Genomic DNA, 11,756 nt, shown 5'->3' with positions numbered 1-11,756 from the left:
GAATTTGCAGCAGGCTGGCGAAACGGGAAACATGAAGAAAAACCCACCGACATTACTAACTGAAGGTTGTATCTAATACTGGGGGCTGGTCAACGTCACCGTGCTGACCTTAATCGCATGCAGCAGCAGGTAATCTCGGAAGTGAAAAGCAGCCTTAGAAGGTAACAATCATGAGTCTCTGGACTTGTTGACACCGATCAGCGGAATTATTTCACCATCATAGAGCGAATCGAAGCCTCCGAAAAGCACTTAGCAGGGCTAAAAGGGTATGTGACACAATTTATTTAAGTGAATTATTATTTCACTAATGAAATCACATGATGTAGTTTACAAATTTGTAAAGTAGAAAACTTCTGGAAGGATTTTAGTATGGTGCAGCAAGCTATAGATGCGTTATTGACTCATGGGATTTTTTGGTTCGATGGGAATACTTCATATGGTGATTGGCTATGTAAACAAGTACAAATGCAAGATGTTGACTGCTATTTTGAGCCTGTAGGCTATGAGTTTGAAAACGTACTTTATTTGCATGAAAAGTTTGATCATGATCAGGTGGTAAGTATTGCTGAACGCCGATTGATTGCGCGCCAGAAAGGAGTTAGGGAACCAATTTTTTGAACAGTAAAAAATAGTAAGCAGTCAGTTTAATTAGTGAAATGACTTTCATCATCGGGCGCATTTGAGAGTACGCCCGATGATTAGGTTATCTCAAAGTGTGCTGTTTAAAATATGATTTGTGTTGTTAAAAAGCATAAATAGCTCGCGGGTAACATCGTTAGCTTGTTCAAGCGTTTCTTCAGAGGTGTAAGGTAGAACCACGCTTGTCATAGCAATATTTTCCCTAGTTTGCTGTAATCCGACTTTAACTTCTCCTTTGCATAGCCACCAATTAATGTGCTGATAGGGCTCATTTTCAAGAACCCAGCCATTAAGAAGGCCACTTATTTGGCATTCTTTGATGGCATCAAAAATCACCGTTTCAGCAGAACAATCTACGTGCGCGATAAGATAGTTTTCCCAGAATTCCATAACTCAACTTCTCCTTTGGGTCTATAAATGGCACTCACCGACAAACAAGAAATGTTCTGTCGCGAGTACCTCATCGATTTGAATGCCACGCAAGCGGCAATTCGGGCGGGGTATAGCGAAAAGACCGCCCGTGCATCAGGGCATGAAAACCTCACAAAACCTGACGTCCAGAGCAGAATCGCCGATCTGAAATCACAACGCAACGAGCAAGTTAATATTGATGCTGCTTATGTGTTACGTCGCTTAGTTGAGATAGATGAAATGGATGTTATGGACATCCTACTTGCCAATGGAGAACTAAAGCCGGTAATGGACTGGCCCAAAGTCTGGCGTACCAGCCTGTCAGGAATTGATGTCACTGAAATTGCTGGTGATGCTGCTGGCCTACTGAAAAAAATAAAATGGCCAGATAAGGTTAAGAATCTTGAATTACTTGGTAAGCACGTAACGGTACAGGCATTCCGTGAGCAAGTTAAAACAGAACATGATGTGGTAGGCACGCTTTCCGACCTGATGGACGATCTCGCTAAGGGGTGAGCATGAAGCCAGAACACCTTAAGCTTCTGCGAGACAAACTCTGGCGCCTGAATCACCTCTACTGGATCACTGACAAAGAAGGTAAGCCGGTACGTTTTAAAATGACGCCTGAGCAGCTCGAATACTTCGAAGGCATGCATACACGCAACATCATCCTGAAAGCTCGCCAGCTAGGTTTCACGACCGAAGTCTGCATCATCCAGCTCGACGCCGCTTTGTTCGAAGCAGCCAAATGCGCTCTGATAGCTCACACCCTCAATGACGCCAAGCGCCTTTTTCGCGAGAAGATCAAATATGCCTATGACCGCCTTCCGGATGAGATTAAGGCAGCCAACCCTGCGAGCAACGATGCAGCGGGTGAGTTGGTATTCAGTAAGGGCGGTTCACTCTATATCAGTACGTCTTTCCGTGGTGGCACGCTTCGTTATCTGCATGTTTCCGAGTTCGGCAAGATATGCGCTAAGTTCCCGGACAAGGCCCGCGAGATTGTTACCGGTGCTTTTGAGGCAGTTTCAGGCGATTGTTTCACGACGATTGAAAGCACTGCGGAGGGCCGGGCGGGTTACTTCTTCGATTACTGCCAGTCGGCAGAAAAGGCGCTCATTCAGGGCAAGCAACTCTCACAGTTAGACTGGAAGTTTTTCTTCTTCTCATGGTGGAAGAATCCCCTGTATGCAATCGACCCCGTAGAGCCAATCCCGCAGCGCCTGAGCGATTATTTCGCTGACATTGAGACGAAGCATGGTGTGGTGACAAACGAGCGTCAGAGAGCCTGGTATTACGCCAAAGAGAAAACGCTCGGCGATGACATGAAGCGCGAGTATCCATCGATACCGGCAGAGGCATTTCAGCAGTCGGTTGAGGGCGCTTACTACGCCAAGCAGTTCCGCAAGCTATACGAGCAGAAGCGTATTGGCACGCTGCCTGACAACTTACACCTGCCGGTTCACACGTTCTGGGATATCGGCGTAGGCGACTCCACGGCCATCTGGTTTGTGCGCATCGTTGGCGAGGAATATCACGTCATCGACTACTACGAGAACTCAGGCGAGGGCCTCCGGCACTACATGAAGGTGCTGAAGGGTAGAGGATATGAGTACGCCGCTCACTGGGGGCCGCATGACATCGACAACCGTGAGTTTGGCTCCGATGCGAAATCACGCCGTGAGCTGGCCCGAGAGGGCTACGAAATTGATGGCGTGAGATACACGATCACCTTTCAGGTGGTGCCAAAGCTTGGCGTCGATGACGGCATAGAGCAGGTGCGTGAAATTCTCCCTAAGTGTGCCTTTGACGAGCACAAGTGTGCTGACGGCATCATCGCACTTGAAGGTTACCGCAAAGAGTGGGACGACAAGCGCGGGTGCTGGAAAGACAAGCCTTTACATGACCACACATCACACGGAGCTGACAGCTTCCGTTATTTCGCCGTGACGCAGAAGAAACGCAGCGTCCTCAAAGCGGCTCCTGTTACCTTCAGACGATAAGCGACTATGGCTAACTTTTCACACGCAAGAGCAGAATACAGCGATGCCGCAAAGTCATGGCAGCTTGTCAAAGACTGTGTGGCCGGAAGCAGGGCTGTGAAGGATAAGGGCATTCTTTACCTTCCGATGCCTGATCCAACCAATAACAGCGAAGAGAATAATGGGCGCTACGAAGCACTGCTTAAGCGCGCCATGTTCCTTAACATCACCGGCCGCACAAGACAAGGGCTGGTTGGCGCAGTATTCCGTAAAACTGCTGAGGTTGATTTGCCGGATTCGGTTAAATACCTCATCGAAAACGCCAGCGGCGACGGAACCAGCCTTGAGCAGCTTTCAAAAGAGGCGGTAGGTGAAGACCTCGATACCGGTCGCGGTGGATTCTTCGTGGACTACCCGACCAGTGATGCACCGGAAGGTACCCGCCCCACACGCGCACAGACAGCAGGGCGATTTGCTCACATTCATCTTTATGAAGCGCTGAGCATCATCAACTGGCGAGAAGACGTGATTGATGGTGTGCGCAAGCTGACACTGGTTGTTTTCGCTGAGTGTTATAACAAGGCTGAAAACGATGAATTCACCTTTGACGTCAAAAAGCAGTACCGCGCACTGACCCTGGAAGACGGCGTGTACCGTCACCGCATGTGGCATGAAGACGATCAGTATGAATCTCCACAGCTTGACGTATACCCGACTGACTTCAATGGAAACCGGTTCGATCACATCCCGTTCTACTTCTTTGGCGCTGAGAGCAACGACGCTCGCATTGACAAGGCACCCCTTGAAGATTTAGCTGAGGTGAACGTGCTTCACTATGGCAACAGCGCCACGGTGGAGGAGTCAGGATTCATCAGTAGCCAGCCGACACTCTTCTTCACGACCAATATCGACCAGCAATCTTTCGAGTCATGGAACCCTTGCGGAATCCAGATTGGCTCAACAAGGGGTTATTCCCTTGGCTCCGATGGCAACGCAATCATGCTGCAGGCAAGTGAAAGTCAGTTAGCTCTGAAGCTTATGCAGGAGAAAGAGAACCAGATGCTGATGATTGGTGCGCGCATTGTGCAGCAGTCAGGGCAGAACGAGACAGCAGAAGCAGCCCGCATCCGTTACAGCAGCGATAACAGTGTGCTGGGTACGATTGCCGGTAACGTCAGTGAAGCTCTCAAACGGGCCATTCTGGACGCCCAGTTGTATATGAGTGGCAAAGCTGACATGACCAATACTGTGTTCTGGCTGAATCAGGAGTTCTTTGACGAGACGATGGATGCGCAGATGATTCTCGCGCAAATCCAGCTCTGGCAGCAGGGCTTCATTGCTAAATCAGACCTTCGCACCAACCTTCGCCAGGCGGCAATTATTGATGCTGACCGCAACGATGATGACATTGACGCAGAACGTGCTGAAGAGCCTGCAATTGAAGGCGATGCCGTTACTACTGAGACCGTTTCAGTCACTGAGGAATAACCATGAGCGCAGACGGTTACACCACAGACGCCGCCACGCGCCATCAGGTTTATGTACAGCGATTTGGTTCAGGTCTGGCTGGCAAGGCGGCTAAGCTCGTCCGCAAGGCCATCAGGCGCGCTAAAGAGGCCGTTAACGAAGGGCTTAGCCAGTATGCGACTGCTCGATACAACCGGCAAATAGAAGCGCTCAGGAGTGACCTGAACGCTATCTACGGAGAGCTTTCACAGCAGCAGAAGCTCGACCTGGGTGAGTTTGCGCAATATGAATTCACCTTTAACAGCAAGCTGCTCGGTCAAATCGTCAAAGCCTCTGTACGCCTCGCTGAGCCATCGGCAGAAATGATTGCTGCTGCTGTACTGGCTGACCCGCTGGAGCTTGCAGTAGGCAAGGGCAGGCAGGTTATCGACATCACCGGCGCGCTGGCGCAGTTCGGCAGCAAGAAAACGGCTGATATCCTCAGCGAAATCGCTATCGGCTCATCTCTCGGTGAGACGCAGAAGCAAATCTTCAGGCGCCTTACCTCACTGGGCGTGTCTCATGAGGAGCAGATCGGCTCACTGGTCAGGACGATGACTAACCACGTTGCCTCGTCTGCACGAGCGGAAACGCTGAAGCAGAATGACGACATACTTGAGGGCCATCGCTGGATAGCAACGCTCGACAGCAGAACAACGCCGGTATGCCGCGCTCGTGACAGGAAGGTATATCCACTGGATGGGCCAAAGCCTCCTGCTCATTGGGGATGCCGATCTTCAATCGTGCCGGTTCTCAAGCCAGAGTATCAGCGAGAGATTCCCGGTAGCACGCGCCCGTCAAAAGGGCAGGACGGCGTTGAGCAGGTCAGTAGCAACACCAGTTACGGTGAATGGCTTGCACGACAGCCTGAATCATTTCAAAAAGAGGTGCTCGGTCCGGCACGCTACAAGCTATTCAGTAAGGGTGATCTGAGCATTGAGCGATTTGTTGATAGCGAGTCAGGTCAGCAGTATACGCTCAAACAGTTACAAGAGCTTGAGCCACATGCCTTTATTTAAGCTCACATTGACTACGCTCTTTACTTATTTGATCCAAATCAAGTCGATATTGTTTTAACCATGCTTCAGTAAGTTGATTATACAGCAGTGCATTAATCGTTAATTCCTCATTAGAGGTATTGGAGGTCATTTCCGTTAATTTTCGGGCGCTATCAGACAACCTGATAGTCAAATCTGATAATGCCGTGCTTGTGAAAGCGCTTGTTTCCATTCCGTTCACAACTATCAAATCCATATTTTTTGTGAAATCCTCTTTTTTATATAATTGAGGATGTGAGAGCGTATTGCGAAAGGCACCAATGCTTCCCAAAAATACTGAGGCGTGGGACCGAAGATTTTGCTCTTGTAATGATGCCGATTGAAGACAAGATGAACGTGAGTGGATTAAGTTAGCTTTATCTGCTGCTTCAGCGGCCTGTTTACTAGTTATTTGTGCTGCTCCAATACCACTGAGTGCCGCTATGGCGGCGCCTAAAATAGTTCCGGCAAGAGTAAGAAGTCCGTTGCTTAATTGGCCTGATGACACGATTTTTTTACCCCCCATTAATCACCTTTACCTATAAATTACTTCTAATTTGCTGGCCGGGCCAGCACACATCCATTCAGGAGAATGTATGACTCTGAAATATCAGCTTACCGCTGAGGAATTCGCTCAGCTCGAAGAAGCCAAACAGGCGCTGTATGTGCAGCAGGGCGAGGTCTATCTGTTACAGGTAGACGGCATCCCCCAGCAAGACGTCAGCGGCCTTAAACGCCAGCGTGACGAGCTTCTGGCAGAGAAAAAAGCCGAGCAGGAGCGTCGCCGTGCAGCAGAAGAAGATGCTCGTCGCAAAGAAGAAGAGCGTCTGGCAGCGGAAGGCAATTATCAGCAGCTTTTCCAAAGCTCCCAAGCAGAGCTTGAGCGCGAGCGCAGCAGCCTCACAGAGCTTCGCCGCTCCATTGAACAGCGAGACATCAACCTTGCGGCTACTCGCGTCGCAACGGCCATTGCAGATGGCTCTAACGCCGAAATCCTTACCGAGTTCATTGCGCGCCGCCTGAAGGTGGCAGAAGGGCTGGTACGCATCACTGATGAGTCAGGCAATCTCACGGTCAGCACCCTCGCTGACCTGCAGAAAGAGTTCGAAACCTCTCCGCGTTACGCATCCCTCGTGCGCGGAAGTCAGGCAGGTGGCGGCGGGGCCGCGCCTAAGAGTGGTGACCGGGTTACCAAAACATGGGAGCAATTATCCGGCATGGAGCGCGTAGAGCTTCGCCGAAACAACCCCGCCGAACATGCGCGACTAAAAGCAGCGCATGAGGCATCCAAATAAGGATTTAAGCAATGCCAACCATTCTTTCTGACGTAGTTTTCCGCGACGAACTGCGCGACTACATGCAGGTTAATACCGCTGAAAAGACAGCATTTTTCCAGTCAGGTATTCTGGTAAATAACAGTGATATGTCTTCACTGCTGGCGTCACCATCCAACACCTTCACTATTCCATGGTGGGTTGACCTGGATGCGTCGATTGAGAGCAACTACTCGAATGACGTCTACACCGACATTGCTGTGCCACTGTCAGTAACCTCTTCAAGCATGCAGGCCCGCGCCGCATACCTGAACGAAGGCTGGAACGCCATGAACCTAGTGAAGAACATCACCAATCAGGATCCGCTGGAGTTTGTTGCAAGCCGCCTGACAAGTTACTGGCAGCGTGTGGCTCAGCGTCGAGCTATCGCGACAGTCGTAGGTCTGTACAACGACAACGTTGCCGCAACCGGTGATATGGTTGTTGATGCAGGCGGCCCAATCACTGCAGCAGCAATCATCCGCGCCCGCGCAACAATGGGTGACTACACTCCCCAAATCATTACACCGAACGGCACCAAGGCGCTGAGCGTAATTGCAATGCATTCCGCTGTTTACACTGAGCTGCAAATCCTGAACCTGATTGATTTCACGCCAATCGCAGATCAGGTGCCAGAGTTTGGCCGATATCAGCAAATGATCGTTGTACTCGACGATGGCCTGCCTGTAATCGGCACCGGTGCTGATGCGAAGTATCTCTCTGTTATCTTTGGCCCAGGAGCTATCGGTTATGCCGAAGAGCAGGACGAAGATGATATGGAATATGATCGTGAGCCTGCCCGTGGTAACGGTGGTGGTGCAGAAACGTTGTGGACGCGTCGTAACTTCGTGCTGCATCCCCTCGGTTACTCCTTCAACAGCACCACCATCACTGGCACGCCCGGCACTTCTCGTCCTGTTTCTGCTAATTGGGCTGACCTGGCTCTGGCAACTAACTGGGACCGCAAGTTTAGCCGTAAGCAAATCCCACTGGCGTTTGTGACCTCTAAAGTTTCAGCTTAATCAAATAAGCCCCAACTCGGGGCTTTACAGGAGTTCGTGATGACCATCGTAAAAGACAATGTAATCGACCCAGAGCAGAAGGCTCGTTGGGGTTTTGCTGAGAAAGACGGCCAAATCACTGTTGGTCCGCAGACCGTGGGTGAAACAGGTGGTGTTGATCATGCCCGCGCGCCTGTTGATGACGAAGGTGCTCACGGAAATGGGTCTGGCGTCCAACCCACTGCTGCCGACATGGTTGCACTTCAGGCGCGCAATGACGAGCTACAGCAGCAACTGGACGCGGCTAACGCAAAGCTTTCAGAGGGCGGCAATAACAGCTCGGACCCGCTCGACAGCCTCAGCGCCACTGATATCAAGACAAAGCTTGATGAACTTGGCGTTGAGTACAAAGGCAATGCATCGCGTGAAGCTCTGCTTGAGAAGCTTAAAGCCGCACAGCAGCCGCAAGAGTAACCGACGGGGCTTCGGCCCCATTTAGCACGGAGTGAACATGACAACGTACATTACCGTCGCTGACGTGGATGAGTTGCTGGGTGCTGACTGGACGACAGCAGATAAGAAAGCGCGTGCGGTGCTTCAGGCTAATGCCTACCTGACCGCGCTAAACATGCAGGGATTACCAGATGTCACTCCTGATGATGTCAAGCAGGCGGGCGCGTTTCTGGCCTCTGCATCTGCTGCTGGCGTTCTGTACAAGCAGCAGACTGAATCAGGCGCGCTGACGAGCAAAACGGTTGATGCTGACGGCATAAGGGTAACGAAGAGCTACGCATCATCACAGTCGCTTGGCAATTCTTCGCTGCCTGAAGACGTCCAGTTGGCTCTCGCGTTGCTCAAGCCATGGCGCAGTAATCCTCTCGCTTTCAGGGTGTATCGATGATGGGAATTCGAGAAGAGCTACAGGCTGCAATTGCTGAGGCTTTTGACACCGACCTGGCTGATGCGGTGCATGATTTCACTGGCAGCTATAAAGTCCAGGCTGGGTGGGATCCGGTAACGGAGACAGGCGGCGAGATAACCCGAAGCTATTCCGGCCGAGGCGTGCTTTCACGGTATGAACTGAGCCGTATCGATGGCGTGAACATCCTGCATGGAGACCTGCGCCTTACTGCGCTGGCTAATGAGGTCACAGATAAGCCCGGCGAGAGTCACACCATTACCGCGCCCGACCTGGTTACCGGTCTGCAGCAAACCTATCGCATCGTAACCCTATCACCAGACCCTGCCGCTGCAACCTACCGGATGCAACTAAGGAGGAAGTAATGGCAAAGGGATGGGATAACGACCCTTCACTGTTCGCAGGACTGGTAGAGGAAAAGGTCGGAAAGAAGCTTCGCATTATTTCGATGGCATTGCTTACGGAGATAGTTTACCGCTCGCCAGTTAAGGATGGCTATTTCCGTAATGGCAACATCGTAAGTATTGGTTCTGCTGATTACAGTCAACCATCCGAGCCAGACAAGACGGGCAGCGCAGCAATACAGCGCGGCAGTGCTGTTATCGCTAACGGAAAGCCTTACTCAGTCATCTATATCCAGAACAACCTGCCATACGCTGAAGCTCTTGAAAACGGGCATTCAGAGCAGGCTCCAGCCGGGGTCTATGGCGTCTCATTCCACGGTGTAACTCAGGCCTACAAATGACGCTCACTGAAATCAGGAACGCCATCATCTCCCGGATGACGGCGCAGACGGCTATTGCCTCAGAAGATGTCAGCTATCCGAACGGACCAACTTACGACCCTTCAGGTAAATCAATCTGGGCGCGGCTGACCAATATTCCCGACATGGCAGCAGCAAACGAAATCGGCGCTGGTCCCGTTGTTCAGCGTACAGGCATTGCTGTCATTCAGATATTTGTACCTGCCGGTTCTGGTTCGCTGCTGATAACGCAGACGGCCGACAAGCTGCGCGAGCTGTTTGAGTTCGAAACGGATGGCAGGCTGGACTACTTCGCGGTAAGCGCTGTTGATGCTGGTGAAGCGGACGGCTGGGCGCAGATGAACATTCAAATACCTTATCGCGCCGTATGAGGCGCATAACCATGGAGAATTAATTATGAGCTCAGGCGCTAAGGTCGTTACCGCGTATATTCGCGAAACCACGCCCGGCACCACGCCTGCGACAGGCACATGGAATCTGCTGAAGCGCAGCAGCTTCGGTGTGGGTCCGTCGCAGAACATGATCGACAATGACGAAATCGGCGGGTCACGCATGGCGCAAGGCCGCTCTACCGGTACGGTAGATGTAGGCGGCGATGTGGGCGCTAAGTTCCGCTGGGGCCAGCATGACGATTTCCTCGCGTCCTGCTTCGGTTCGGAATGGGACAATAATGTGCTCAACATGGGCAACGACCGCATCGCATTCTCTGTAGCATCCTATGCTGAAGACATTGGTGTAGCGTCCATTGCCCGCGGCTGTCAGGTGGGTACGTTCCAGTTGTCGATTCCTAATGACGGCGATATCACAGCCACTGTTACCTTTGCTGGCCTTGGCTTCGACACAAAAGCCGATGACACCAGTTACTTCTCCAGTCCGGTTGATGGTGCCGGAGACCTTCGCTATACCTTCAAGCAGGTTACTGCTATCTCGCTGAATGGCGTGACCGGCGGAGATGGATTCTGTGTCGACACGTTTAATATCCAGTTCGACAACAACCTGCAGACGCAGCGCTGTATCGGTAGTGGCAACCCGTTCGCCGGTGCTAACATCCCGACCACGTTCACGCCGTCCGGCAGCATCACGCTGTCATGGTCAAAAGAGGCTTACAATGCCTGGAAGAAAACGCTGTCAGGCGAAACCATGCAGTTCGGCTTCACGCTGGAGAATGACGAAGGCAAGTACGTGTTTGACTTCCCGGCCGTACAGGTTGATGGAGACTGGCCTGACGGTGGCAACACTGACATCGTGCAGGTTCAGCTGAATATCACTGCTGCCGATACCCCACCAACCATTACGCGTTCGGCTGTAGTGGCAGCAACATCGCTGAGTGTAGCTCCGGCCACTTCTACCGGCGCCGTCGGTTCTAATGTGACTCTCACCGCTACGCTGACGCCTGCGGGCTCAACGGACACCGTTGCATGGGAATCCTCAGACCCTTCAGTGGCAACCGTTGCATCAACCGGACAGAAAACGGCGCAGGTTACGCGTGTGAAGGAAGGTTCAGCAACCATCACCGCTAAAGTGCGTAGCTACACGGCTACCACTGCGATTACCGTCACCGCCTCTTAACACTTTTGGCCCGCCCGGTGCGGCGGGCTTATCACAGAGATAATCATGCTTATCCTCAAAACACCCAAGCTGGATGTCAATTCAGAGCGCTGGATTACACCAATGGAAGGCCTGAAGCTGAAGGTCGGCTCAATCAGCAATCCGGCATTCCGATCGCATAACGCAATCGTGCGCCGGCACATCGACAAGCTGGATGCCCGATTTAAGGTCGGCACGCCAGACTTCAATCCAGCAGAGATTGACGTCACTGAAATCTCCGATGATCTCCTGATTGACTCGGTCGCCAAGCATCTTCTGATTGACTGGGAGGGCGTGGGAGAAGCTGATGAAGGCGGCAAAGAGGCGGCAGTTGAGTATTCTGCAGAGAAGGGTAAGGCGCTGCTGCTTCAGCATCCCGAGCTTTACTGGGCTGTCCTCGAAACGGCTTCAGACATCGCTGCAGGCAAGGAAGAGCAGAAGAACGAAACCGTGGGAAAGTCCTAGCGGCTCAGAGCTGGCTCAGCACTTATGGCGGCGAAAAGGGTGAAAAAGCCAGGTGGACCCGGGAGCGACTGGGTCTGCCACCGATTCCTGAACTAGAAATCGACGGAGTTTGCACTGAGATACTGAACGCTTA

16 protein-coding genes are annotated in these 11,756 nt (G+C 51.8%); 14 read left to right on the top strand and 2 right to left on the bottom strand.

The genetic code is table 11. The annotated features are described in order from the left end of the window. Positions 1–369: 369 nt before the first annotated feature. Positions 370–618, top strand: a complete 249-nt coding sequence (locus tag DFO57_RS22065) for a hypothetical protein (protein WP_110016020.1) — start codon at positions 370–372, stop codon at positions 616–618. Between the two features lie 90 nt (positions 619–708). Here the strand turns inward: DFO57_RS22065 and DFO57_RS22060 are convergent, their stop codons facing one another. Beyond that, positions 709–1,029, bottom strand: a complete 321-nt coding sequence (locus DFO57_RS22060) for a hypothetical protein (protein WP_110016018.1) — start codon at positions 1,027–1,029, stop codon at positions 709–711. Positions 1,030–1,056: 27 nt separating this feature from the next. On the opposite strand from DFO57_RS22060, the gene DFO57_RS22055 reads away from it, so the two are divergent. The 4 genes from DFO57_RS22055 (at position 1,057) to DFO57_RS22040 (ending at position 5,557) form a co-directional block, all read left to right on the top strand. Then, positions 1,057–1,566 carry a terminase small subunit gene (locus DFO57_RS22055; protein ID WP_110016016.1) on the top strand — a complete coding sequence of 170 codons (510 nt, stop codon included), beginning with the start codon at positions 1,057–1,059 and terminating at the stop codon, positions 1,564–1,566. A 2-nt stretch (positions 1,567–1,568) separates the two neighbouring features. Then, positions 1,569–3,053, top strand: a complete 1,485-nt coding sequence (locus tag DFO57_RS22050; RefSeq protein WP_110016014.1) for a terminase — start codon at positions 1,569–1,571, stop codon at positions 3,051–3,053. 96 nt (positions 3,054–3,149) lie between these two features. Then, positions 3,150–4,520 (top strand): DUF4055 domain-containing protein, encoded by a 1,371-nt coding sequence (locus tag DFO57_RS22045; protein ID WP_199226586.1) that lies wholly within the window; start codon positions 3,150–3,152, stop codon positions 4,518–4,520. A 2-nt stretch (positions 4,521–4,522) separates the two neighbouring features. After that, the gene (locus DFO57_RS22040) at positions 4,523–5,557 is read left to right on the top strand and encodes a minor capsid protein (RefSeq protein WP_110016010.1); all 1,035 of its coding nucleotides are present in this window, start codon (positions 4,523–4,525) and stop codon (positions 5,555–5,557) included. Here DFO57_RS22040 and DFO57_RS22035 read toward each other — a convergent pair. After that, on the bottom strand, positions 5,550–6,101 hold the full coding sequence (locus DFO57_RS22035) for a hypothetical protein (RefSeq protein ID WP_110016008.1): 552 nt from the start codon (positions 6,099–6,101) through the stop codon (positions 5,550–5,552). The genes DFO57_RS22040 and DFO57_RS22035 overlap by 8 nt on opposite strands. 70 nt (positions 6,102–6,171) lie before the next feature. On the opposite strand from DFO57_RS22035, the gene DFO57_RS22030 reads away from it, so the two are divergent. From DFO57_RS22030 to DFO57_RS21990, 9 genes are read left to right on the top strand one after another with little or no spacing between them, the layout of a single operon-like run. After that, positions 6,172–6,870: a hypothetical protein gene (locus tag DFO57_RS22030; RefSeq protein ID WP_110016006.1), complete on the top strand. Its 699-nt coding sequence runs from the start codon at positions 6,172–6,174 to the stop codon at positions 6,868–6,870. 11 nt (positions 6,871–6,881) lie between these two features. Then, positions 6,882–7,910 carry a hypothetical protein gene (locus tag DFO57_RS22025; RefSeq protein WP_110016004.1) on the top strand — a complete coding sequence of 343 codons (1,029 nt, stop codon included), beginning with the start codon at positions 6,882–6,884 and terminating at the stop codon, positions 7,908–7,910. A gap of 39 nt (positions 7,911–7,949) precedes the next feature. Continuing rightward, positions 7,950–8,363 (top strand): hypothetical protein, encoded by a 414-nt coding sequence (locus DFO57_RS22020; protein ID WP_110016002.1) that lies wholly within the window; start codon positions 7,950–7,952, stop codon positions 8,361–8,363. Positions 8,364–8,400: 37 nt separating this feature from the next. Beyond that, positions 8,401–8,790 carry a protein singed gene (locus DFO57_RS22015; RefSeq protein ID WP_110016000.1) on the top strand — a complete coding sequence of 130 codons (390 nt, stop codon included), beginning with the start codon at positions 8,401–8,403 and terminating at the stop codon, positions 8,788–8,790. Further along, positions 8,790–9,173 (top strand): glutamate 5-kinase, encoded by a 384-nt coding sequence (locus DFO57_RS22010; protein ID WP_110016022.1) that lies wholly within the window; start codon positions 8,790–8,792, stop codon positions 9,171–9,173. The genes DFO57_RS22015 and DFO57_RS22010 overlap by 1 nt, the downstream gene beginning before the upstream one ends. Further along, positions 9,173–9,553 (top strand): hypothetical protein, encoded by a 381-nt coding sequence (locus DFO57_RS22005; protein WP_110015998.1) that lies wholly within the window; start codon positions 9,173–9,175, stop codon positions 9,551–9,553. The genes DFO57_RS22010 and DFO57_RS22005 overlap by 1 nt, the downstream gene beginning before the upstream one ends. After that, on the top strand, positions 9,550–9,942 hold the full coding sequence (locus DFO57_RS22000; protein ID WP_110015996.1) for a phage tail terminator-like protein: 393 nt from the start codon (positions 9,550–9,552) through the stop codon (positions 9,940–9,942). Before DFO57_RS22005 ends, DFO57_RS22000 begins: the two co-directional genes overlap by 4 nt. Before the next feature lie 25 nt (positions 9,943–9,967). Further along, positions 9,968–11,140: a phage tail tube protein gene (locus tag DFO57_RS21995; RefSeq protein WP_110015994.1), complete on the top strand. Its 1,173-nt coding sequence runs from the start codon at positions 9,968–9,970 to the stop codon at positions 11,138–11,140. Positions 11,141–11,185: 45 nt separating this feature from the next. Next, positions 11,186–11,623 carry a hypothetical protein gene (locus DFO57_RS21990; RefSeq protein WP_110015992.1) on the top strand — a complete coding sequence of 146 codons (438 nt, stop codon included), beginning with the start codon at positions 11,186–11,188 and terminating at the stop codon, positions 11,621–11,623. Positions 11,624–11,756 lie beyond the last annotated feature (133 nt).

This window comes from Pantoea sp. AG702, assembly GCF_003182295.1.
Classification (GTDB): Bacteria; Pseudomonadota; Gammaproteobacteria; order Enterobacterales; family Enterobacteriaceae; genus Pantoea; species Pantoea ananatis.
Note: the sequence above shows the minus strand (reverse complement) of the source record. Positions and strands in the feature narration are given on the sequence as shown.

Coding starts and splice junctions, on each gene's coding strand:
- DFO57_RS22060 (WP_110016018.1), bottom strand. CDS start 1,029: ATGGAATTCTGGGAAAACTATCTTATCGCGCACGTAGATTGTTCTGCT.
- DFO57_RS22040 (WP_110016010.1), top strand. CDS start 4,523: ATGAGCGCAGACGGTTACACCACAGACGCCGCCACGCGCCATCAGGTT.
- DFO57_RS22035 (WP_110016008.1), bottom strand. CDS start 6,101: ATGGGGGGTAAAAAAATCGTGTCATCAGGCCAATTAAGCAACGGACTT.
- DFO57_RS22010 (WP_110016022.1), top strand. CDS start 8,790: ATGGGAATTCGAGAAGAGCTACAGGCTGCAATTGCTGAGGCTTTTGAC.
- DFO57_RS22065 (WP_110016020.1), top strand. CDS start 370: ATGGTGCAGCAAGCTATAGATGCGTTATTGACTCATGGGATTTTTTGG.
- DFO57_RS22020 (WP_110016002.1), top strand. CDS start 7,950: ATGACCATCGTAAAAGACAATGTAATCGACCCAGAGCAGAAGGCTCGT.
- DFO57_RS22005 (WP_110015998.1), top strand. CDS start 9,173: ATGGCAAAGGGATGGGATAACGACCCTTCACTGTTCGCAGGACTGGTA.
- DFO57_RS22015 (WP_110016000.1), top strand. CDS start 8,401: ATGACAACGTACATTACCGTCGCTGACGTGGATGAGTTGCTGGGTGCT.
- DFO57_RS21990 (WP_110015992.1), top strand. CDS start 11,186: ATGCTTATCCTCAAAACACCCAAGCTGGATGTCAATTCAGAGCGCTGG.
- DFO57_RS22055 (WP_110016016.1), top strand. CDS start 1,057: ATGGCACTCACCGACAAACAAGAAATGTTCTGTCGCGAGTACCTCATC.
- DFO57_RS22050 (WP_110016014.1), top strand. CDS start 1,569: ATGAAGCCAGAACACCTTAAGCTTCTGCGAGACAAACTCTGGCGCCTG.
- DFO57_RS21995 (WP_110015994.1), top strand. CDS start 9,968: ATGAGCTCAGGCGCTAAGGTCGTTACCGCGTATATTCGCGAAACCACG.
- DFO57_RS22000 (WP_110015996.1), top strand. CDS start 9,550: ATGACGCTCACTGAAATCAGGAACGCCATCATCTCCCGGATGACGGCG.
- DFO57_RS22030 (WP_110016006.1), top strand. CDS start 6,172: ATGACTCTGAAATATCAGCTTACCGCTGAGGAATTCGCTCAGCTCGAA.
- DFO57_RS22025 (WP_110016004.1), top strand. CDS start 6,882: ATGCCAACCATTCTTTCTGACGTAGTTTTCCGCGACGAACTGCGCGAC.